This window comes from Methanobrevibacter sp. AbM4, assembly GCF_000404165.1.
In the GTDB taxonomy this organism is placed as follows: Archaea; Methanobacteriota; Methanobacteria; order Methanobacteriales; family Methanobacteriaceae; genus Methanarmilla; species Methanarmilla boviskoreani.
The window spans coordinates 1,311,741-1,335,865 of the sequence record NC_021355.1; the positions used below are offsets into that span (position 1 = coordinate 1,311,741).

Consider the following 24,125-nt stretch of genomic DNA (forward strand, 5'->3'; position numbering starts at 1 on the left):
AATCTGTATAAACATAATGTATAACTAATAGTATATAAATTTTTAGGTATACCTAAAAATTTTAAGTTAATTAAGAACTAGGAAAAAATGGAAACAACAGAGGTAAACGATTTATTTAAAAAAAACAAATAAAAACTGAAGTTTAAGAATGATAAAGATGACCATTAAATAAGTTAATACAAATAATCTTAAAAAAAGATACACTATGCAAAAAAAATAAAAATATAAAGTTTAAAGTTTAATTTTTCTTAAATGGAATTAATCCTAAAGACAAGATACAGATTAACAAAATCAATAAAGGATTTCCAGTTTTAGGCATGGTTCTAACTGCAAATATACCTGCCTTACCATTTTTAAGTACAGAGATATTTGGATCATTGCTTGTTTTAACGTTCTTACCTGTATCATTGGTTGTGTTATCAGTTGTGTTACTATCGGTATTGTTAGTATTATTATTAGGAGTTACATTAGTATTATTGTTTGTATTATTAGTAGTATTACCAATTATAACCTCGGTGGAATTCTCAGCTGTAACATTCTGGGTTTGATTAGATCAGGCAATAACATAATTTGTAAAATTACCTGTTTTAGTAGTGTTAAAGTATGCAGTAAATTCTGCAGACTCTCCTGGTGCCAAATAATTAATGTAATACCAGGTATGTTTACCGTCATTTAAGCTATGAGTCCAGTTCGCATCATTGTTCCATGAATCATAAACCAAACCATCATCCCACTTATCTTCAACAACAAACACATTATCCAAAGTATAATTACAATCATTTGTAACGCGGATAATAAATGGGGCTTTACTGGTTAAATTGACTAAAGGTTTTACAGTAATCTTTTCAACTTCCATATGGGTATCCAATTCATCCAAATAACTTACATTAAACATTATACAAGTTTGATGAACCGTTGTGGTTAAGAATGTTTTAAAGTTAAATATCATATAGGAACCATTGTCTAATTTTCTAACAGCATTATGGGTAGGAACTCTAAAACCACTTTCATACAATTCAACTGTTTTATTAAGTGACGGATAATACTTAGCTAACCTATTGAAATTTCCAGTTGTGAATTCTGCAAGATATAATTGCATATCATAACCCAATAAATCAGAGGACACGTTAGTATTATTATAATAATACCATATGAAGATCTTCAAATACTCGGAAACATCATTACCGTTTAAATCTGTAAGTGAACTTAGATCATCTATTGCATAACCGTCGCCGCCTTCGGTAGCATATGGTTCAATACAATATCCATAATATCCATTACTAAAGTTAATTAAACCCCTGTAAGTACCATAGACTATTTTGGTTAAGTTAAGGGATGTTTCCCTGTTGTCATCATTGGAGTTGTTTATGGTGTAGTTAGTTATAGTAAATATTGAAGAGTTGTTTCCGTCATGGTTGTTTGTAAAGTTTGAGTTGTTTATAGTGGCATTTACCGCAAATATAGAGGCACCATATTTTGATGCCTAGTTTCCTTTAAAATTGCTGTTATTAACGTTAATTGTAGTTCCACTTATTGCTCCACCAGATTTATATGCAGTATTATTAATGAATGTACAATTGTCAATGTTTCCAATTCCATCAACCAGTATTGCACCTCCACGGAAATTTGCAGTGTTACCTTCAAATAAGGAATTTGAAACATTCAAATTTCCATTTGAGTATATTCCTGAACCTAGATAATTTTTATTACCTGTATTATTTATAAATTTAGAATTGTTTACAACAACATCAGTTCCATATACAGCGGCACCATATTTGCCTGCGGTATTACATATAAAAGTACAATTATCAACGTTCATATTTATTCCAGCACCTAAAACTCCAGCTCCATATGGATCATAATTACTGTTGTTTAAGAAAGTGCAATCACTTGCGTTAACATTTCTACCCATTACAACGAATCGCGTTCCGCTGTTATTCTCAAAGTTAGATCCGTAAACCTCAACATTTTTCAGTGAATATATTGCACTACCACCGGTTGCATAGGAATCGTATCTAACCATATAATTATCAGTGAAATTGGAATTGTATACATTAACATCATGTGATGAGTATACCGCAGCTCCATAGATATAATCGGAATTTCTAAGTCTGCTTGAATTAAAGTTGGAGTTGTTAATAATAGTGGTTGTTGACCTTGAATTAATAGCCCCGCCATGCTGGGTTCCTGTATTGTTCGTGAAATTACAGTTATTTACAATTAATTCGTCACCTGTAGAATCAATTGCACCGCCCATATTGGAGTTTTTAGCATTGGCATTTTTAAAGGTCAAATCGCTTATTGTAACTGCTGAGTTAGTGATGTTAAATATAAAAGATTTACCATCGGCATCAATCACATGATTGTTACCATTGATAGTTAGATCTTTAGTAATTTTTATTCCGCCTTTTGAGTCAATATTAGAATCAAATTTATAATCGCTGTCAATATCAATTGTTCCGTTAGTGTTAGAATCTATAAAATCCTGTAAATCTTTAAATGATTTAGTATTGCCGTCATCACCAACAACATAATTAGATGAGTTGGAGATAACTTCATTAATTATTTGTGAATCGTCCATAGCATCATTATCTACATCGCTAATATTCTCGCTAGCAGATATTGCGCCTATACTTAAAAACAATATAATTAGAATCAATAAAGCTTTTACCTGCTTAATATAATTCACCTCCATTTGATTTGTATTTACAATCCTTATTCTAATTAAAATAAGAATCAGATAGTTTTATATTAAATTAATCATGGCCTAATCCGATCAGATATAGGCCTTTTTTGAAATCAATATGAAACCAATTAAAATTTAGGCATACCTAAAATATAAACTTTGTTATTTTTTTGGATTTTTTTAAAAATACTTAAATAAAATATAAAGCTTATGTAAAAAAAATATACAGTTTTTTGATGTATGGACGGTTTACTATTGTTTTTAGGTACACCTAAATTTCAAATATGAAAATAGAGATTCCATATAGAAGAAAAGTTAAAAAATAGGTTTTATAGATTATTCCATTGAAGGTGGAAATAAGGCATTTAAAAAAAAGCCAAAACAAGACCTAAAAAAAGATGATAGAATAGACTGAAAAAAGCCAAAACTTAAAAAGATGAAAGTAGGATAAATCAGAAAAGCTAAAACAAGACCTAAAAAAAGAAAATGGAACAGCTTAAAAGGAACCAAAACCTTAAAAAAAGAAAATGGAATAGATTAAAGAATTTACAGTTCATCAAATAATTTAATTCTAGAATGTCTGGGTACCGCTTGTAGCACTTAGATATACTGTTTTTTGATCTTGCCTATTACCGTCACTGTCATATAAGGTCAGTATAATCTGATCAGGATAATATTTAAATCCGTCAGCACTATTAACATCAACATAACCAGCTGAATCAACATTGGTACTTACAATCCTACCTTCATTAAGATTGTTGCCGTCACGACTAAATAGGGCGCTGATTCTTACAGAGTCCCCTGCATGGTCGGATCCGACATAGACATGACAATAGGACTTATCCGAATCGCTGCTGCCAGTAGATACACTACCGCTTATGATTTTAAGATTGCTTACAGCAGTTGCACTGCTACTGCCACTACCTGATGAGGGGTTATTTACATTGGTATCTGTATTCTGCTGATTCTGATCTGGATTTGTATCGTTTTGCTGATTTGAGGAATTGTTGCTTGAAAAGATAACCGCCCCTGCAATGATTCCGGTGCATAATATAATCACAATAGCTATAATCAAAATGTTTTTATTCAGACCATTTTCATCCTGTTTCTCTTCATTGAAATTCTCTTTTCTATTTTTATTGGAAGGGATGCTATTCTTATTTATATCATGGATGTCCATACTGATCAATTTTCCACATTTGACACAATATTTAGAATTATCTTTGTTTTTTGCACCGCAATTTGGACAATATCTAACCATGATTCACCTCCTTAGTTTTAGGATTATGATTTTTAATATCAATTGATTCCTAAAATAATATTAATAATATTATATAGCTTTTATAATATTTTATATTTTTGTAAAATTTATGCAATAAACTGAATTTAATGCTTTATATTTTTCCAGATAAACAGGGCTTCCTGGATTAATAACAATTTAAGATCATGTGGAACTTAAACAAAGACAGAATAAATTCAATAAACTTAAAAAAGTTTTATTTTAATCATGATGGAGATTTAATTGATAATCATTTATATGTTCCATTATTCAGAAAAAACTAAGATATCATGAGAGTATAAAGCATGAAAACTAAACAAGATTATAAACTAAAAAATTATCTTAAAGCTTTATATATCTTTTTATATAAAATTTAATTAAGTAACTGTTTAGGGAGGTGAAAAAGTGAGTAAGTATTGTCCTAAATGTGGTCAAAAACTATCCGATGATGCAACCTTTTGTTCCAAATGTGGTAATAAATTAAACTCAGAGTTTACACCAAATACCGCAAACAATAAAGAGTCTAAGGATAACACAAAGAATATAATCATTGTTGGACTTGCAGCAGTGATCATCTGCCTAATAATATTAGGTGTTGTGTATGCCGTATATAATGACGGCGATAATCCGATTTCATCATTAGTCCATAAAGAGGATAAGATCCTACAAATATCTGATTTAAAACTAAACATGACCGGATATGACTATAAACTAATAGGTAATTCTTCCACCAATATTGGAGACAGCCAAGCTACTGACTTAGCCTATCAAGTCAACGGTAACGGGGATTCATTTACTTTAACCGTTATTACAGTTGATGCTGCAGGAGCAGATCCATCTTTACTTGAAGGCAATATAAGTGCAAATGGTGCAGTTGCCAAAGAGTTATATATTAATGACAAATATTATTGGGTACAAATTACAGGTGCCAACAAGGACCACAATACCCAGGAATATCTTGATTCAATAATATTATCAAAAAACACTACTAAAAAATCCAGTTCCGATGACAGTAGTAGTGACAGTTCATCAGTTTCAAGTTCCTCAGGTTCTGCACATGCAATGACCGAGGCCGAATGTATTGCATCAGGAAAACATGATACAAACCACGACGGATATTGTACAAACTGCCATCATTATACTAACTATGACAGATCAGGTACTGACGGCATAAGTAGAAGCCAATGTATTGCACAAGGTACCCATGATACAGATGGCGATGGTTACTGTAAAGTATGTCATACATATGGATAAATGAGAATCTTTATCTACATTTATCCTAACTTTTTTTAATTTTAACTATTCTTCAATTCGAACTAATTCCACTAACTTTATTTGATTTTAACTATTCTTCAATTCGAACTAATTCCCCTAAATTTTTTTATTTTAATTATTCTTCAAATTTCAACTATTTCCACTAATTATTATATCTATTGTTTACTTAATTTAATTAAACATTCAACAAATGGATAGGCCATACTAATGAATTTTCGATTAAATTTTATTTTGAATTATCTTTTACAAAACTTAATTTTTTTATAATAAATTATTAAGATTTTAATATTTTAAAAAAAAATTATACAAAATTCATTTTATAGAACATTATTATAAAATTTTTAAAAAATCAAAAGAAGGAAATTTAAGTAGAATACACAGTTATAAGATTTTTATTCATAATCACAATAATTCTGTTCAGAACAGACTTAAAACAATCCATTAAAGTTGAACATATCTCATTTTTTTATAGAAATATCATGTAAAAAATCATATTTTTAAACAAAATCAAATAAGGTATAAAAATAAAAAGAATATTTCTAGTTTAAAACAAGTCATTTTTCAAGAAAAGAAGCAAACACTAAATAAAAATAGAAAAATCAAATCAAAAGTTATTTATATATGGAAGATGATATATTTTAACCTACAATTTAGATTTTAAAAAATAGGAGAATTATTATGATTAATTCTGATGCCGTCAGTGATTTACCATTAGAAGAATCTGATGAATATCTTTTTAATTGTGGTAATGAAACTATACCCAACCAAAAAACTAGAAAGAAATCCGATGAAACCAGTAATAAAAGGGACATTATCAACGAAGAAATAAAAAACCAGTATGAATTAAACAACAATGAAGATATCGATAACTTTACTCAAGTAGAAATGATTATGAACAACCATTCATTTATTAAAATCATACCTAAAAAAAAGCTCTAACAGTATTTAAAATCCAACAAAACCACATAACATTATAAATTATTTTTATTTTAATTTTTCCAAAATTGAAATAAACATAGGGATAATTTATAGCAATCTAATTTTTGACAGATTTTAATTTATTTTCATGATTTTTTAAAAGATTAAAATAAAAATCCCAGTTTTAAGATTGATACCAATTCTAAAACAATAACATAAAATCCGAGTTTTCTAAAATCAAACTATTCTTGAAATATTATTGAAACTCGATTTAACTTAAACTATAAAAGAAACAAAAAACTAATTTTGTCCAAATATCCATGGATATTTTAAATTTTATTATAAAATATTAAATTATTTTTAAAAATCTTAATAAATCTTAAGATAAGTTTATATGTAAGTAGGTACTTACTTACATTATGGAAGTTAAAAATATGAGTACTGAGGAAAGGATTATCAATGCTTCTTTTCATGTTTTAGAGGAAAATGGAATATCCAAAACAACCACTAAAAAAATAGCTGAGGAAGCAGGAGTAAGTGAAGTTACTCTTTTTAGAAAATTTAAATCTAAAGATAATCTTATCGAGGTTTCTAAGAAAGTATTCGTAGAAGAATTTATAAAACAAATCAATAAAATTTTTGAGTTTGATGATTCAATTTCAGTAAACGACTATTTGAGAGAATCCTATCTTAAAATTATAAACCTTCCAAATGACGACTTTAAAATAATTAAAGTTGCACTGGAGGAAATCGATGGAATACCATTTGAGGAAAGTATAATTTTAAAAATAGCCGATACAATCATTAACAAACTTAAAAGCTTTTTTAAAATGCAAATATCTAAAAAAAATATCAGGGATGTGAATCCGGATATTCTTGCAATTAATATTTATAGTGTTTTCTTTGAAACTATTGTTTTATGGAAATTTTTTGCCAAGACTCCTCAATATGATATAAATAAATATATTGACGACTTCCTTGATGTTTTAAATAATGGAATTTTAATTAAATAATATATATTTAAAATATTAAATGGAATTAGAAGACTATTTCTAATTATTTAAATGAATTTTTAATATAAAATTCTAATTATTAATTTATAAATAATTATTTTTATTAAAAATGAGGTGAAAGATGTCAAAAAATCATATAATGAAACATCTTCATAATGTAAAGGAAATTACTTCTAAAGATGCCCATGAAGCTTTTAAAAATCCTATTGTGGTAATTACATTAATTGCAATAATTATTTTACCTTCATTATATGCCGTTTTAAACATTGAAGCATGTTGGAACCCATATGAAAATACCAAAGATATTGACTTTGCAATTGCAAACGTTGATGATGGTGCTACATACAATGGCGAAAGCCTAAATGTAGGTGACGACATTGTTAAAGATTTAAGAAAGAACAATGATTTCCATTGGGTTTTTGTAAGTGAAAGTGATCTTCGACGGGGGGTTCATAATGGAACCTACTATGCAGGTATAGTTATACCCCATAACTTCAGTAAATCCATTGCTTCAATTACAACAGATAATCCAAAATCTGCACAACTACAATATGTCATAAACAGAAAGTCCAATCCGGTAGCAAGTAAACTATGTGATTCTGGTGCAAAGGCTGTGTATAATGATGTTAACAGAGAGATTGTGGAATTCATTAATGTTGCGGCATATGGTAAGTTAGGAGACTTACAGTCCAGTCTTTCTTCAGGAGCAGGACAACTATCCTCCGGAGCGGGACAACTATCCTCAGGTGCAAGCCAAGTATCATCAGGAGCGGGACAGGTTTCATCTGGTGTAGGACAGGTACAAAGAGGAGCAAGCCAAGTACAAAGCGGAGCCGGAAAGGTATCTTCAGGAGCAGGACAGGTGCAAAGTGGAGCAAGCCAGGTATCATCAGGTGCAAGTAAAGTCCAGGAGGGATCTCGTCAGTTATCCGGTGTCAATACAACAGGTTTACCTGATCAGGTTAAAGGAGTTGTTGATGGCTCTGTAAAACTCGCAAACTCCAGTTCCGAATTAGCAGGTGCCTCCAATAATCTAGCTCAGGGATCCTCCAAATTGGCAGGTAGTTCAGTTGAATTAGCAAACGGCGCTTCCCAAGTTGCAGGAGGTTCTGTATCCCTAGCAAATGGGGCTCTTAGTTTAGCTGCAGGTTCCGAATTACTTGCAAACTCTGCATCAGGTGCATTGTTTACTGCAGCAGGTTCACTTTCATCTGCATCAAGTTCATTATCCGATGTAACCGGTGTCAATGAAGATCAAATAGGAGATTACTTCTATTCCCCTGTTAAACTAGATAAAAAGGAATTATATCCTGTTGATGATTATGGTTCAGAGGTTGCACCATTTTACATAGTGTTATCCATGTGGGTAGGTGCTGTAATTACCGCTGTAATGCTTAAACCAGGACAGGCAACCGGAACCAAATACACCCCAATAGAAATGTACTTTGGTAAATTGTTAATATTTATCATCATGTCACTTCTTCAGGCAACCGTTACCATAATAGGCTGTTTCATGCTTGGAATTGAGGTAAGCAATGTTCCAATATTCATACTATCAGCATACCTGATATCCGCGGTATTTATGCTGATTTGTTATTCCCTAATCTCAGCATTAGGACAAGTAGGTAAAGCATTAAGTGTAATTCTTTTAGTATTGCAAATCTCAGGAACCGGTGGAATCTATCCTATTGAAATTATGAGTCAATTCTTTAAAACATTATATCCATACTTACCAATGACACATTCAATTACACTTCTACGTGAGTCAGCATTAGGATTGCTATGGACCTCTTATACCCCTGCATTAATTTATATGATGGGTTTAGGTATTGGTACTGTAATTATCTCAGCCATAGTAAAACAATTTGCAGATAAAGGTGCACATTGGTTTGATGGTAAACTTAATGAAACGGACCTATTCGGATAAAAGAATTTCTTTATCTACTAAAATTTAATACAATCTTAAATTAAATTCTTAATTTAAGATCCTTTTTTTATTTACTTTTTTTAAGATTATAGAATCAGCAGGAACTATGAAAATTTTTACAAAAAAGAATTATAATGGATATTTCTATATTTTAATTATTATTTCATATGTACAAACTGGATTAAATAAAATCAAAAAACTAATTGAAAAAATAGAGAATAATCAAACTAAATTTAAAATTTTAATAATTAGAAATAAGAAAAAATAAAAAATTAAAAGGTTAATTAAAATTCAACAATGTTTAATAGCCAATAAACAATAATCAAAAAAAAATAATCTAATTATTTAAACTAAATAATTAAATTTTATACTTTCTTTTCATTATTAAAACACCTAAACCTAAACCAATAATTAAACCAATAATTACACCTCCAATTAATGGTAAAATATAATTTACGGTTTCAGGTTGAGTTTTAACAGACAATAATTGATTAATAGAAGAATGAATAGTTTGATTATTAACATCATCTACAATAATTAACCTATTAGACAAATCACTATGTTTATTTAAAAAATCATGAGCAGTATCTTGATATGATAAAACAATAACCCTTTTATTTGAATTATTTAACATATGCTCCATAATATGCTCCGCTTCACCAGAGGATGTGAATTTATAAACTGTAACATTTACATTCATCTCATCAACAATTTCCTTTGCAAGAATACAATTTGATTCATTTGCAATAATCATTGTATCATCAGTTACATCCACTCCATGAGCACTGATGGAACTTAATCCACATAAACATATTAAAAAAATTAAACTAACTAAAAATACCTTCTTAAACTCCATTTTATCACATATATAATTTTTATAATTTATATAAAAAGATCAAATCTTTTCAGAATCCAGAAATATTTGAAATAAATTCTCTATTAAATCCTTCCAAATTCCAAAACATTTATTATAAGTCCTTAATTAAAACCATCAAATTCTAATATTCTCTATTAAATCTTTCCAAAATCCAATACATTCGGCATAAGTTTTCTGATTAAATATAAAATAAATATATTTAAAATACCTTCAATTATAGCAACTAACAAGTAGAATGGCACTAATGTAGATACTAACATCTCAATATTAGTGGATCCAGAAATTATTAAAACAAAAACCTGAAAGATTGTTGCACAGATTATGCTTATAAATGTACTTGCAAATATTCCAAATTTGTCATTTAGTAGGCTAAAGATTCTATAAGAATAATAAGTAACAAAACTTATTGTTAAACCCATTATTAAAAAATTAACCCCTAATGTCGTGAATCCACCAATACCTAAAAAAGATTGGAACAACAAAGCGATGAAAGAAATAATTGACGCAGTAACCGGACCCAATAATAGACTATCTAAAGGAAACATGAAAAAATGTATTGAAATCCCGAAAGGTGTAGGAACTGTTACAGCTGAAGCTACTGTAGTAACCGCTGTTAACACTCCAATAAAAACTATTTTCTTTTCTTTCACTTTATTACGTTTAAATAAAATATAATCAAATAAAAAAATAAAAATTAAGGCTATTACCCAATATATAATAGCTTGAGAAAATGGAATTAAACCATCAGCTAAATGCATTTATTATCCCTACTTAAAAATACCATATTTAAATAATAAAACTACAATTAAAAATACCACTACAAAGATTATTATCAAAACTACAATGTTTGATAAATTGAATAAATTAGAATCCTGATTCTTATCTGTTGAATTTACAGTAGAATTATTGCTTTCATTAGTATTATTAGTTTTATTCAACTTTTTAGAATTATCATTAGAGGAGGCACTATTTCCATTATCATTTGTATCCGAGGATACTTGATTTTGAGAACTACTACCTGAAGAGTCGGAATGGCCACCTGATGAACTACTTGATCCACTGGAAGAAGAACCAGAACCACTTGAATAGGAAGAACCGCCAGATTGACTAGATTGACTAGAATGTGATGATCCAGAACTACTTTGTTGTACATCCTGTGTTGTAACCTCTTCCGGATATTCTTGACCATGTCCAGGATGAGCAAAAACTATACCTAGACTCAAAGAACTAATTAAACAAAAAACTGATAAAAAAATAAGAAACTTTTTCAAATTAGTAATAATAAACACCTCATAAAAAAAAATGAGATTAATAAGGATATTAATCTCAAAAATATTTATTCTTCATTATTATTTCTAGATTTAGAGTATATTACACCAGCAAATACAGCTAATAACATGACCAATATTACTGCTAAGTAGAATGGATAGTTTGGATCATTGTTGGATATAGCAGCACCGGTTTTATTTATTTCATAAGCTTTAGGACTAGCTTTTGAATTGGAATCACTTCCAGTACTTGCAGCACTAACTGGTTCTAAACCTACACTGAAACTATCACCAGAGGATGATGCAGAAGAAGTATCGACTCCTGAGCCGGTATTTGATGAACCACCATTGGATGCACTACCACCATTTACTCTAGAATTTGCATTGGAATTATGATTAGCATTAGCGGAATTATTATTCATGTTTCCAGAATTATTATTCCTATTAGCATTTGCTATAGCCAATACTTGATTCCTGCTTAAATCCGGTAAATTCCTTAAATAAGCAAGACTACTTCCATTACCACCAGAAGTTAACATGTTATACTGATCTTGAGTAATCCATCTTGAGTCACTATGACTTACGATAGGATTGGTCTTTACGATAGAATTTTCCTGACCTTTGTATAAATCAATGAAAGCTTGAATTTGAGCAGCTCTTTTAGCCTCTGAAGTTGCATAATTACTTAAGTCATAAGTAGGCCATTTAAAGTTAAGAGATACTGCTTGACCAATATTATTTTTTGAATCCCAGATAATTAATATACCTTCCTCATCAAGATCGTCTACACCTTTATACTCATTGGTAGTTAATTTCTGTACAAGATAGTTTCCAAGACCAGGGGATACATCTAATATGTATTCTAAACTGTCATCCTTACAATACTGTTCATTAGCAATATATGTATAAGATTGAGTGGAAGTCTTATTGAAATTCTTTTGAATATAATCAGTAATGAAGAAACCTGGTTGAACACCTGGACATGCATGATTATGGAATAAGAATGACATGACCTGATCAAAATAAGGCTCTCCAGACCAAGCATTTGTTAAACTTTGAATACTGAAATAATTACCATCAGGATATGCATTTTTGCTTATTGCAGCAGATAATGCGGAATTATTTAAAGTACTCATATTAATGTTATTTACTTGACTACCATTATATTCACCAATATACCAGGATCCATCAGGGTTATATCTCATGTAAAGACTCATAAGAGAGCCATCATTTTGTTTTAAAACAAAATTAAACCATAATGGAGTCCAAGTAGCTTTATGTACTGGTAATAATGTAGTTCTAGATAATCTAGATCCTAATACATCAAAAAGACCATCCCAACAACCTTCAGTTGATTGTTCATTTAATAGAACATAACCTGCAGAGGTTAAGACTAAGAAATTAGGCATGTCTTTATAGATTGTTACATTTAATGATTTTTCAAATATGGATTTAGCTTTAGTAGCTGCCTCTTTACCAATATTTTTAAAATCAGAATATGTTAAATTAGCTTTGGTACCTACATTATTTGCACGTGTAGCATTAGGTAAGTTTAAACCTTTAATATAGTTATAATCTAAACCATGAGAATTACATGCCTCAATTACGGTACCATTTGGTAATGTGACATTGTCAGCAGTACCGATTAAGTAGTAATATTGTTCTGGTCTTAGATTATCTTTTTCAACTAATACATTTACCAAACTTGCGGGATTTTTATAAATCCTATTAATCCACCAAGTATTATATTTTAACTGTTCTAAACTACCATTGCCTTTTATACCAGTTTCCTTCTCAAATAATGCTTTATTCTTTTTAGAATTATATTCCATTACAACGATAGTTCCATTGTTGGTTTTATCATTCCATCTGATAAAAGCAATCATGTTTGATTTTGCACCAGTAGAAGTGGTGTTAAAACCAATATAGGAACGTTTTCCAGAAGTTGCATCTAAGAAGAATAGAACAGCATCGTTTGCAGAATCACCAGGAACACCTAATATTTTATAAGAAGTGATGTCTCCTGGAGACTGATTACCTACTCCAGTTTCTTGAATTGGAGGATAATATTGAAGTAATGCTTTAGTTATAGTATAACCGCCTAAAGTACCTTCACAGATATGTCCATGGAAAGCTGCTTCTTGTAAAACATCAAAAGTAACTCCATCATACCAACCATTTGCTAAGCTTGCAAATGAGAATGCATTTTCTCCACCAACTGTTTTAACTAATTTATTCCATTGGGTCCTATTCATATATTCAGAGATAGTACCTAAATATGAACATTTAGTACTTCCATTTAAGAAAATTGCTGCTTTTAAAGTTTTACCTTTTTTAACAACAAAACAGAAATCAATTGGATCAGTTGCTGTTTGACGTAACATTAAGATATTTCCTCTACCATAAGAGATATAATTTTTAGCATAATTAAGTATTCCATCTATTGCATTTTCACTAGTTTTACCATCTAATTTTGGAACACCAGCAGTTGTAATAGCCAATACTTTATCAGCATTTTTAAAGTTAAGCAATTTATCTGCTTGATAAGTAACATCTCTTCCTAATTGATAACTTTTGGTAGCTTTCAAATCAAATACCACATTAGCTAAATTATTGGTCTCATCAAGGGTTACTAATTTCCATTGACTGATATAACCTGGAGCTGAAACTGAGACATTTAAATTCTTTAAAACTTCAGTGCCATTTATTTTAACCATATATGAATTTGAATTCTTAGAATAGTTTTTAGAAATAATATTTACCTTTTTATTATCATTTTCACTTACATTGATTGAAGGAGTTATATTACCATTATCACTCTTATATTGATAATTAACAGTTACATTAATTGATTTAGAAGAATCTTCATTAGTATCTGCTAAAATATTTGAACTGTTATCAACTCCACTATTAGCAACACCTACATGATTATCAACGGATTGAACATCACTAAGGTTATCTGTTGCTGATATACCACCAATTGTTAGAAAAATTAATAATAAAGATATAATTAAAAATTTTTTATTATTCATCAAACCAACATTTCGCTTTATTTAAAAAAAATGTAATAACATTTAACATCAAAAAGAGTAATTAGTAATACTTAGTTTGACATTTTTATTAAATTATTACAATGTTATATACTTTTATTTTAATATATAAAACTATTTATTACAAATAAGCTTAAAACAGCATAAAAAGTAATAAATATGGAGTAATTGTAAAATATAACAATAATAATATGTTTTAAAAGAAATAAACAATAGTTATAATTTTTTAAGTAATATAATTAATTTATAATATAAGAAACAATGAAAAAAAATTTTAATTTATTGTACATAATATTAAGATTTATAAAAAATCTAAAAATTTTTTAAGCAATATAAATTTAAATTAAAAAAATATTACTTACTATTTAATACAATTTAGGAAAATCCATGGCTCTATAAAAAGGTTAGAATTTACTCCAATAATTTTATCTAAATTTAAATTGAAAATCAAAAAATATTTTTTAAATTAAAAAAATAAGATAAAATAACAGATAAAAATTAAAATGGGTTTAATATGGAAGAAGAAAAAAAATTCACATGGATAAACTTCTACATGGAGTTTGCAGATAGATTACTTGAGTATAAAAATAATAGAACAGAATTAATTAACAAGATTATTACAATATTTGATAATATTGATTTAAAGTTACCCCTACTTGAAACAAACAATGATATTACAGATATTGGACCATTTACAATTTTTGGACTTTTTAATAAAAACATAAAAACCGAGAATAAGAATAAAATTTTAAAGGAAATTAAAAAGTCATTTTCATTAGAAGCAGATTTACCTACTGACTTTAAAGGTGTTCCTGAACTAAACCCTGTAAACAGTACATTTTACTACTTTAAAGGATATAGAGGGGATAAAGATATTGATAATTTGTGGGACTTATTTGAAATTGCATTAAAATATTCTGAGAATAAAAGTCCACAATTATATAATGAATTTGTAAAAACTTATAATAATGTTTTAAATCAAGTGAATATTAAATGGAACATTACAATGGGTTTATTCTGGATTAGACCTTATGAATATATCAGTCTTAATTCACGTACTAGATGGTATTTAACCAATCCTAATTTTGTAAATGATGAAATTATAAATAGAATTAAACCATCTGACAAATCAAATACACCACCAAAAGGAGAGGAATATTTAAAGATTTGTAACGATTTTAAAGAAATAATTAAAAATAATGATTATGAATTTAAAAATTTCCCAGAGCTTATCTATATTTCATATATTGAGTCTGTAAAAGATGATGAATTAGAAAAAGAGTATAAAGAAAAAAAGAAAATTGGAGATGGAATAGGAGATTCCAATATAAATAATGATGGAAATTATTGATTATACTCTCCAGGTCAAGGTGCGTTTGCATGGGAAAAATTCCGTGATAAAAACCTAATGGGTATAGGATGGGAAGCCGTAGGAAATTTAAAAGAATATACATCAAAAAAAGAGATAGAATCAAAATTACAGGAAATAAATAATAGTAAAAGAAAATTTTTTAATGATACACTTGCTTTATGGGAATTTGCAAATAAAATTAAAATTGGAGATGTTGTATTTGCAAAGAAGGGATTACATGAAATAATCGCATATGGAATGGTTAAAGGAAAATATTTTTTTGATACTAATATCGATGAACAATTTCCAAATCTTATTGAAATCGAATGGAAAGAGGAGATAAATACAAAAACTAACCTCTATCTACCTACTAAAACATTAACACGGATAACAGATTATGAGGATATGCTAAATAATATAAAAAACTTATTTGAAGATGATATTGAACCAGAGAAACCTTCCAATGAGAAACTTCCAATATATACTAAAGAAAACTTCCTTGAGGAATCATTTATAAGTGAGGAGATGTATGATAATTTAGTTAATCTTATCAGGTATAAGATGAATGTGATCATTGAAGGTGCACCGGGAGTTGGAAAAACATTCACCTCCAAGAGATTAGCATATTCCATTATCGGTGTTAAGGATAAGGAAAGGGTAGAGCTTATACAATTCCACCAAAGCTATTCCTATGAGGATTTCATCATGGGATACAGACCAACGCAGAACGGTTTTAGCCTTGAAAATGGGGTTTTCTACAACTTCTGTAAAAAGGCGGAAGCGGATGAGGAGAATGACTACTTCTTCATTATTGATGAGATAAACAGAGGAAATCTCAGTAAAATCTTTGGTGAGCTTTTCATGCTTATTGAAAAGGATAAACGTGGAAACAAAGTACGTTTATTATACAATGGAGAATTATTCAGCATCCCTAAGAATCTGTATATCATCGGCTTAATGAATACCGCCGACAGAAGTCTTGCAATGATTGACTATGCACTTAGAAGAAGATTTGCATTTTACACATTAAAACCGGCATTCGACTCTGAAAACTTCATTGAATACCAAAAGTCCTTAAATAATCCTAAATTCGATAACGTTATCAACCTTGTTAAAGAATTAAATGATGAAATTAAAAACGATGAGGTTCTTTGAGAAGGTTTCCAGATTGGACATAGTTATTTCTGTAGTTTAGATGGGAAGACGATAGACAAGAAACTAGATTTTATAATTAATTTTGAGATAATTCCGCTGCTTAAAGAATACTGGTTTGATGAGGCAAACAAGGTAGAAACATGGAGCAACAGATTAAGAAATGCACTTATATAATCTTTGAAGATGTGATTAAATGATCCCGATTAAAAACATCTATTATATGTTAAGCTATGCATTCCAAGTATTGAGTGAAAAATCATATGAAAACTTAGGTACAGAAGAATTCGGCAACATAAATGAATTGTTTGCAGAAATTCTTATTATCAGTATAAGCAGACAGATAAAAAGGGGACTTGAAAAGGACTATATCGAAAATACTGATGAACTGCCCACCATAAAAGGCAAGATAGAACTTACCCAATCAATCGCTAGCTTAAGAAATAAGAGGGTTGTATGTTCCTATGACAATTTTACGGTTGACTCCTATAAGAACCAGATTATAAAATCAACAATGTACCTACTTTTAAAAAGGGCCAAACTCTCAAAAAACAGGAAAAAGAATCTTAAAAGATTGTATTTGTATTTTAAAGATGTGAGTTTAATTGATTTAAACACTGTTAACTGGAACATCCAATATAACAAGAATAATCAAACCTATAGAATGATTATAGGAATCTGCTATCTTACAAGCAAGGGATTACTTCAAAACCAATCAGAGGGTAAAACAAAACTTATCGATTTCCATGAAAGCAATATGCCGAGACTATATGAAAAATTCATACTCGAATATTATAAAAAGGAATATAGAAATATAAAAGCGGAATCTTCCCAGATCAAATGGCAATTAGATGATGAGATAGACACCAACTTACCAATTATGCAGACAGACATTACCTTGACGAAGGATTATAAAACCGTGATTATAGATGCCAAGTATTACACACATTCCATGCAGGAACACTACAATACAAAAACTGTTCATTCCGGAAATCTATATCAGATCTTTACATATGTGAAGAATAAAGAGGCGGAATTGTCAAATCAGAAACATGAGGTTTCCGGAATTTTACTATATGCCAAAACAGACGAAGAAAAACAGCCCGATTTCACATATAGAATGAGCGGAAACAGGATTAGTGCTAAAACTTTAGATCTCAATCAAGACTTTGATATGATTAAAAAACAGTTGGATTCAATTGTTGAAGAGTATTTTTAAACAAAGATTGATTAAAAAATAGTCATTATATTTAAAAATCAATTTTTAAATTTTTAAATATAAACTATCTTAAACCCCCCTATTTTATTTTTTGTAATATTGAAAAACTTTTTTTTTAAAAAATTGAAATAATTCAAAGTAAAGAAAATAATTAATAAATAAAAAAGATATAATAAATATATTATAATATATTACAAAATTTTATTTTAAAGCTTATCATAAGTAATTAAATTATAAACACATATTTAGGAGAAATTATATTGTTAGATATAAAATTGTTTAGAGAAAATCCGGATTTAATTATTGAATCTGAAAAGAAAAGATTTAGAGACACTACTAATGTAGAAAACGTAATAAAGTATGATAATTTATGGAGAGAAGGTGAAACCAAATTAAATGAATTACGTCAAAAGAAGAATAAATTATCTAAATCCTTCAAACAAGCAAAAAAAGATGGAACAATCGATGAAGTAATTTCAGAATCAAAAGCTGTGGCAGCTGAAATTAAGGAAATTACGGCAAAAAATGAGGAATACAAACAGTTACGTGAGGATTACAGATACAAAGTGGGAAACATTATTGATGAGGATGTACCTATTTCCGATACCGAGGACGATAACGAGATTATAAGAACCGTTGGGGATATTCCAGAATTTGACTTCAAACCATTAAACCATGTGGATTTAATAAACAAGATTGACGGTGCAGATTTAGAAACCGCGGCAGAGGTATCAGGTGCAAGATTTTACTACCTAAAAAGGGATATCCTACATCTTAACCTAGCATTGATTCAATTTGCCTTAGACAAATTAGAATCCAAAGGTTATATTGCACTTCAAACACCTTTCTTTGTAAAGAGTGAAGTTGCAGCAGAAACTTCAGAATTAGGTGAATTTGAAGAGACATTATACAAACTAGAAAATGAGGATTTATACCTAATTGCCACTGCAGAACAAACACTTGCGGCATTACACAGGAATGAAATCATCTCACCGGACGACTTACCTATGAAATATTGCGCTTTATCAACCTGTTTTAGAAAAGAGGCAGGATCACATGGAAAAGATACTTTAGGTATCTTTAGAGTACATCAATTTGAAAAAATTGAACAATACATCTATTGTAGTCCTGAGGATTCCAAAAGAATACACAAGGAATTACTTGAAACAACAGAGGAAATCTATAAGGATTTAAAACTTCCATACCACATTGTAGCAATTGTATCCTCTGCATTAAATGACAATGCATCAATCAAATACGATCTTGAAGCATGGTTCCCTGGATCTGAAACCTATAGGGAACTTGTATCCTGTACTAACTGTAAGGATTACCAGGCAAGGAAAACTAAAACACGTGTCGGTAGGGCAGGTTCCGGTGATGCACAGGTATTACATACATTAAACAGTACTGCCATTGCGACTGAAAGAACAATGTGCTGTATATTGGAAAATTACCAGGACGAGAATGGTAATGTTAAAATCCCTGAGGTATTAGTACCTTATATGGGTGGAAAAACAGTAATGGAAGCTAAAAACTAATTCTAGCTTTATTTTTTTCTATTTTTTTAAAATTAATATTATAAACTGAAATCTATTCCTTATTTAAAAATTATTTCTCAACTAGTTGATTAAAGTCTATTTTTTAAAATTATCATATTGAATTTAAGACCATTTTCTATTAATTAAAGCCTATTTTTCAAAACTATCATATTATTTAATTAAATTAAAGACCATTTCCTAACTTCAACTAAAGTCTACTTTTCTACAAACCCAGTGATTAAAAAGTAAAATAGAATCTAATTTTTAATTTAAGAATCTGATTATAATCAAAAATTGTTAAAAAAAGAATAAAATTAAGCAAAATTAATATTTTTCATAATGGATTCTGGATTCATCAAACTTATCCATAAACTTGTTTTCTTGACCTTTTCCAGGATATCCGACAGTAATTATACAGTATGGTTTGATAGTCTCATTATCCACACCTACAATTTCAGCAATAGATGCCTCGATATCCTCAAAGGTAGCAATTCCATTCCAAAGTGCACCTAATCCGAGATTTACCGCTTCAAGTAACATATTCTCTGCAGCGGCACCACAATCCTGTTGCCATACAGTTTTATAAAATGCCCTTTCAATATTTGCAAGAACTACAATTGCAACAGGCGCATTTTTTACCCTAGGCTTAATTTCCCCAATTCTTTCTAATGTATCCCTATCTTTGATTACAACAAACTCCCATGGTTCCGCATTCAATCTACTTCCAGGAGCCTGCATTCCTGCACGTATAATCTTTTCAATCTTCTCATCCTCAACTTCCCAATCATCATATACACGTACACTACGTCTTGTTTTTATTACATCTTCAAAATCCATTATAACCACCATTATTAATTTAAATTTTTATTTATATATTCAAATATATAAATATATTCAAAAATTATTTTTCATAATATCTTAGAAATCAAATTTTAATCGGTTAAAAATTAAACTAATAAAACATTAAATGTTGAATTAAACTAAAAAATAAGAACAAGTATATTTAACAATTAAGATAAAAGAAATGATTTTAGAATTAGAATTAAATAGGGTATTATTTTGTATTAAACTAAATGAACTTAATTCAATTAATTTAATACAAAGGTTGGAAATTATTATCTTATTATAAGATAATCGTGAATTTTTAATTTGAAATAATCTAAAACGTGAAAATAAAAAAAATTAATAATTTAAAGATGTTTAAATAATAGTTTTTCTAAAATCAATAATTTGAAATCATTTCAACAAATTGGGGAGTGGCAATATCTGCAATAGGTTCATTCTTGTCCAATGTTTTAATTTTTTCCATATCCTCATCAGACAATTCAAAATCAAATAAATCAATGTTCTCCTTCATTCTTCCCTCTGCAGAGGATTTAGGAAAAACAATGATTCCCCTTTGAATCAACCATCTTAGGATAACCTGTGCAACGGACTTACCATATTGATCTCCAATGGCCTTCAAGGTTTCGTTTTGGAAAATACCATCCCTTCCTTCTGCAAGTGGACCCCAAGCCTCAACTTTAGCACCATATTTTTCAAAGAAATCTTCAACACCCTCCTGTTGATAGAAGGGATTTACTTCAATCTGATTTACCCTAGGTGTAATTTCACTATGTAATGCAAGGTTTACAAATCTATCTTTTGTAAAGTTACTTACCCCAATAGCTTTTACTTTACCCTCTTTGTATAATTCTTCAAATGCTCTCCATGTTGCAAATACATCACCGATATTTTGGTGAATAAGGTATAGATCAATGTAATCAGTTTGTAATTTTCTAAGTGATTCCTCACACGCTTTTTTAGCCTCTTCATAACCATGATCTGAATTCCAAATTTTAGTGGTTATGAAAAACTCCTCTCTTGGAATTCCTGATTCTTTAATCGCCTGACCTACAGCCTCCTCATTAAAGTATGCCTGTGCAGTATCGAAGTGTCTGTATCCTACTTCAATTGCTTTTGCTACTATATCTTTAGTTACATCAGGAGCTACCTGGAAAACTCCAAATCCTAATTGTGGTACTTCTACATCATTTGATAATTTTACATATTCCATTTTATCATCCCGAATTTTTGAAATTAAAAACATTTTCGTTTTTCTACTTTCTTATATGAAAATAGTAGTATATAAAGTTTACTATGTAAACAGTTATCTAAGTAAAAAAACATGATTCTTCCCATTTAAAAATTTTTTCATATAAATACTATAATAAAATCCAAGTAGGATACTTAATATTTTTATATTAAATATCTATTATAAATCAGAAATGATCAGAATAAACATAAAAAGATTATTAGTGGTTTGTTTGAAAATTTTATTATATATGAACTATTTATAAATAAAAATAATATAATATTAAATTGAATAGTAAAATTAAACTACAAATATAATTAAATCATATAAAAGATCCATAATAAACATTTTTAATGATAAAAATAAACAATAATAATAATTAAAAAACAAAAATAAACTGCAAACATGGTTAAATAACATAAATCAATGATATTTACAATTAGATAATAATTTTAAGTTCTAATTATAATTAAATAATATAAAATAGCCATTATAATAATTAAACAATAAAATGAAGCTATAACCATAATTATATAATATAGATAACCTTCTTTTAATAGAATTTAACAATGAATTTTAGAATTTTCATTAACTTTAAATAGTATAAAACAAAAAATAAAAGATAAGTTTACTTTATAAACAGTTACTTATGTAAATTTTAATAGTTTCTTAAAAATTTTCATTAGATTAACAATCATTAAAAAAAGTTGAAAATATGGATAAAAATAATTTGATTATATATATTATGGTTTTAGGTACTTTTGGAATATTAAGTACCGAAATGGGAGTGGTGGGAATACTCCCACAGATTGCAGAATATTTTAATGTGAGTATAACACAGGCAGGTCTATTTGTAAGCATGTTTGCCTTAACAATAGCCATATTTGCAATATTTATGCATGTGATTTTCAGTAAATACGAAAGAAAGAAAACATTCATACTGGTTCTTACAGTGTTTACAGTGTTTACAGCAATAGGTGCATTTGTAAAGGATTTTAACATAGCATTGATCTGCCGTATAATACCTGCAATGTTTCACCCAATATACTGTAGTTTAAGTATGACAGTAGCTGCAGAAATAGTGGAACCTGACAAAGCCCAAGATGCGGTAAGTAAGGTTATTATGGGGGTAAGTGCCGGAATGATCGTTGGTGTTCCGATTACCACATTTTTAGCAAGTCACCTCGGTTACCAGTATGCGATGTTATGGTTTACAACAATCAACTTTATAGTATTAATACTTACAATACTATTCTTCCCTAAAATACCTGGAAAGGAGGATTCATACCTATCCCAAATATCCGCTGCCAAAACAGGAGTATTTTTAATATCAGTATTAGGTGTAATATTTTTAAATGCAGGAATGTATACAGGATACTCATACATCTCAGAGTTCTTAAATGTATTGACCCATATTGTAGGAACTAAGCTAAGTATTGTATTACTCCTATATGGTGTTGCATCAATTATAGGTAATTGGTTAGGGGCTAAATTACTTGATAGGGACAGTAGGAAAATAATCTTAGCATCACCAATAGTAGTCTCAATCATATTATTTGGAATATTTACAGTAAGCAGCCAAACGATTCCAACAGTAATATTTATAATCTTCTGGGGATTGTTTGCAGGAATAATCAATGATATTTCACAATATCTGATGGTCTCAGCTGCACCACAGGCACCTGAATTTGCAAATGGAATATTCTTAAGTATGGGAAATGTTGGAGTCACAATTGGAACAACAATAGCAGGATTTGTTGTAGCAGGTATTGGAGTCCGTTATGTAATGTTATTTGCGATTTTAGTCCTAGTCTTCGATTTAATACTATTATTTACAAGAACCCGAAAATACAACATCGATTAGAAAAAAATATAATATAAATTAATTAAATCTTTTATATAATATTTCAAAACCAGGAAAAAAGGGATAATATGATGTTACCAAGCCAATTTAAAGAAGAGAATTCTAAAAACATTAGAATCTATCATTATGTAGAGGAGTTAGTTGGAAGTTATAAAGAATTTATGAACAAAAATAGTGGTGAAGATGAGATTCCCCTTTCATATCTTCCCTTTCTACTTAGAATAAGATTTTCAAACAATACCACCCAGAAGGATTTAACAAAACTGTTTAATGTCAGCAAGGGTTATACTGCAAGATTACTTAAAAACTTTGAAGACTGTGGTTGGATTACAAGAGAAGAGAATCCCGATAACCACAGGGAAAAGATTGTTAACTTAACCGATAAGGGTATGAAAAAAACAAATGAAATCATCAAGAAAGTAGATCAATGGGAAGATATGGTAACAAGTTCCCTATCTGATACAGAGGTGATGATATTGAAAAAGTTATTGTTCGATGTGGTTGTAGAAGCTGATAAAATATAATATAATTATTATTAAACTAATAACACTACTTTTTTCAATCATATTATAGCTTTAATAATTTTATATTAAAATAAAAAGAGGTTGTAAAAAATTCAACTGATGGCTTGAAT

19 protein-coding genes are annotated in these 24,125 nt (G+C 29.2%); 10 read left to right on the top strand and 9 right to left on the bottom strand.

Going from position 1 to position 24,125, the window contains the following annotated elements; genetic code table 11:
- Window positions 1-553: 553 nt before the first annotated feature.
- From ABM4_RS05455 to ABM4_RS05465, 3 genes are all read right to left on the bottom strand, one after another.
- Entirely contained in the window at window positions 554-1,165 is a 612-nt protein-coding gene (locus ABM4_RS05455) for a DUF11 domain-containing protein (protein ID WP_156815333.1), read from the bottom strand.
- A gap of 318 nt (window positions 1,166-1,483) precedes the next feature.
- Window positions 1,484-2,689, bottom strand: a complete 1,206-nt coding sequence (locus ABM4_RS05460; protein ID WP_198008267.1) for a hypothetical protein — start codon at window positions 2,687-2,689, stop codon at window positions 1,484-1,486.
- 568 nt (window positions 2,690-3,257) lie between these two features.
- Window positions 3,258-3,947 carry a zinc ribbon domain-containing protein gene (locus tag ABM4_RS05465; RefSeq protein WP_016358682.1) on the bottom strand — a complete coding sequence of 230 codons (690 nt, stop codon included), beginning with the start codon at window positions 3,945-3,947 and terminating at the stop codon, window positions 3,258-3,260.
- A gap of 423 nt (window positions 3,948-4,370) precedes the next feature.
- Here ABM4_RS05465 and ABM4_RS08770 point away from each other — a divergent pair, with 423 nt between their 5' ends.
- The 4 genes from ABM4_RS08770 (at window position 4,371) to ABM4_RS05485 (ending at window position 9,098) form a co-directional block, all read left to right on the top strand.
- The gene (locus ABM4_RS08770) at window positions 4,371-5,219 is read left to right on the top strand and encodes a zinc ribbon domain-containing protein (protein ID WP_016358683.1); all 849 of its coding nucleotides are present in this window, start codon (window positions 4,371-4,373) and stop codon (window positions 5,217-5,219) included.
- 699 nt (window positions 5,220-5,918) lie between these two features.
- The gene (locus tag ABM4_RS05475; RefSeq protein WP_016358684.1) at window positions 5,919-6,179 is read left to right on the top strand and encodes a hypothetical protein; all 261 of its coding nucleotides are present in this window, start codon (window positions 5,919-5,921) and stop codon (window positions 6,177-6,179) included.
- 398 nt (window positions 6,180-6,577) lie between these two features.
- Complete coding sequence (locus ABM4_RS05480; RefSeq protein WP_048200876.1) at window positions 6,578-7,171, top strand: TetR/AcrR family transcriptional regulator; 594 nt, start codon at window positions 6,578-6,580, stop codon at window positions 7,169-7,171.
- Window positions 7,172-7,292: 121 nt separating this feature from the next.
- Window positions 7,293-9,098 (top strand): YhgE/Pip domain-containing protein, encoded by a 1,806-nt coding sequence (locus tag ABM4_RS05485; RefSeq protein WP_016358686.1) that lies wholly within the window; start codon window positions 7,293-7,295, stop codon window positions 9,096-9,098.
- A gap of 358 nt (window positions 9,099-9,456) precedes the next feature.
- On the opposite strand, the gene ABM4_RS05490 is transcribed toward ABM4_RS05485, so the two are convergent.
- The 4 genes from ABM4_RS05490 to ABM4_RS05505 form a co-directional block, all read right to left on the bottom strand.
- On the bottom strand, window positions 9,457-9,954 hold the full coding sequence (locus tag ABM4_RS05490; RefSeq protein WP_016358688.1) for a hypothetical protein: 498 nt from the start codon (window positions 9,952-9,954) through the stop codon (window positions 9,457-9,459).
- Between the two features lie 155 nt (window positions 9,955-10,109).
- Window positions 10,110-10,733 carry an energy-coupling factor ABC transporter permease gene (locus ABM4_RS05495; RefSeq protein ID WP_016358689.1) on the bottom strand — a complete coding sequence of 208 codons (624 nt, stop codon included), beginning with the start codon at window positions 10,731-10,733 and terminating at the stop codon, window positions 10,110-10,112.
- 9 nt (window positions 10,734-10,742) lie between these two features.
- Window positions 10,743-11,198: a hypothetical protein gene (locus tag ABM4_RS05500; protein ID WP_016358690.1), complete on the bottom strand. Its 456-nt coding sequence runs from the start codon at window positions 11,196-11,198 to the stop codon at window positions 10,743-10,745.
- Between the two features lie 113 nt (window positions 11,199-11,311).
- On the bottom strand, window positions 11,312-14,275 hold the full coding sequence (locus tag ABM4_RS05505) for an FmdE family protein (protein WP_016358691.1): 2,964 nt from the start codon (window positions 14,273-14,275) through the stop codon (window positions 11,312-11,314).
- Between the two features lie 532 nt (window positions 14,276-14,807).
- Here ABM4_RS05505 and ABM4_RS08775 point away from each other — a divergent pair.
- The 4 genes from ABM4_RS08775 to serS all read left to right on the top strand — a co-directional run bounded on the left by ABM4_RS08775 (window position 14,808) and on the right by serS (window position 19,553).
- Entirely contained in the window at window positions 14,808-15,644 is an 837-nt protein-coding gene (locus ABM4_RS08775) for a hypothetical protein (RefSeq protein WP_016358692.1), read from the top strand.
- 57 nt (window positions 15,645-15,701) lie between these two features.
- Window positions 15,702-16,799 (top strand): AAA family ATPase, encoded by a 1,098-nt coding sequence (locus ABM4_RS08780; RefSeq protein WP_016358693.1) that lies wholly within the window; start codon window positions 15,702-15,704, stop codon window positions 16,797-16,799.
- 193 nt (window positions 16,800-16,992) lie between these two features.
- Complete coding sequence (gene mcrC, locus ABM4_RS05515; RefSeq protein ID WP_016358694.1) at window positions 16,993-18,015, top strand: 5-methylcytosine-specific restriction endonuclease system specificity protein McrC; 1,023 nt, start codon at window positions 16,993-16,995, stop codon at window positions 18,013-18,015.
- A gap of 260 nt (window positions 18,016-18,275) precedes the next feature.
- Window positions 18,276-19,553, top strand: coding sequence for a serine--tRNA ligase (gene serS, locus ABM4_RS05520; RefSeq protein WP_016358695.1), 1,278 nt, complete (start codon window positions 18,276-18,278; stop codon window positions 19,551-19,553).
- A gap of 324 nt (window positions 19,554-19,877) precedes the next feature.
- On the opposite strand, the gene ABM4_RS05525 is transcribed toward serS, so the two are convergent.
- The gene (locus ABM4_RS05525) at window positions 19,878-20,393 is read right to left on the bottom strand and encodes a nitroreductase family protein (protein WP_052312825.1); all 516 of its coding nucleotides are present in this window, start codon (window positions 20,391-20,393) and stop codon (window positions 19,878-19,880) included.
- Window positions 20,394-20,775: 382 nt separating this feature from the next.
- Window positions 20,776-21,609 (bottom strand): aldo/keto reductase, encoded by an 834-nt coding sequence (locus ABM4_RS05530; protein WP_016358697.1) that lies wholly within the window; start codon window positions 21,607-21,609, stop codon window positions 20,776-20,778.
- Window positions 21,610-22,342: 733 nt separating this feature from the next.
- Here ABM4_RS05530 and ABM4_RS05535 point away from each other — a divergent pair.
- Both ABM4_RS05535 and ABM4_RS05540 read left to right on the top strand, forming a co-directional pair.
- Window positions 22,343-23,491 carry an MFS transporter gene (locus tag ABM4_RS05535; RefSeq protein ID WP_016358698.1) on the top strand — a complete coding sequence of 383 codons (1,149 nt, stop codon included), beginning with the start codon at window positions 22,343-22,345 and terminating at the stop codon, window positions 23,489-23,491.
- Between the two features lie 68 nt (window positions 23,492-23,559).
- A complete protein-coding gene (locus ABM4_RS05540) occupies window positions 23,560-24,015 on the top strand; it encodes a MarR family winged helix-turn-helix transcriptional regulator (RefSeq protein ID WP_016358699.1) in 456 nt (151 codons plus the stop codon).
- The last annotated feature ends 110 nt before the right edge of the window (window positions 24,016-24,125 follow it).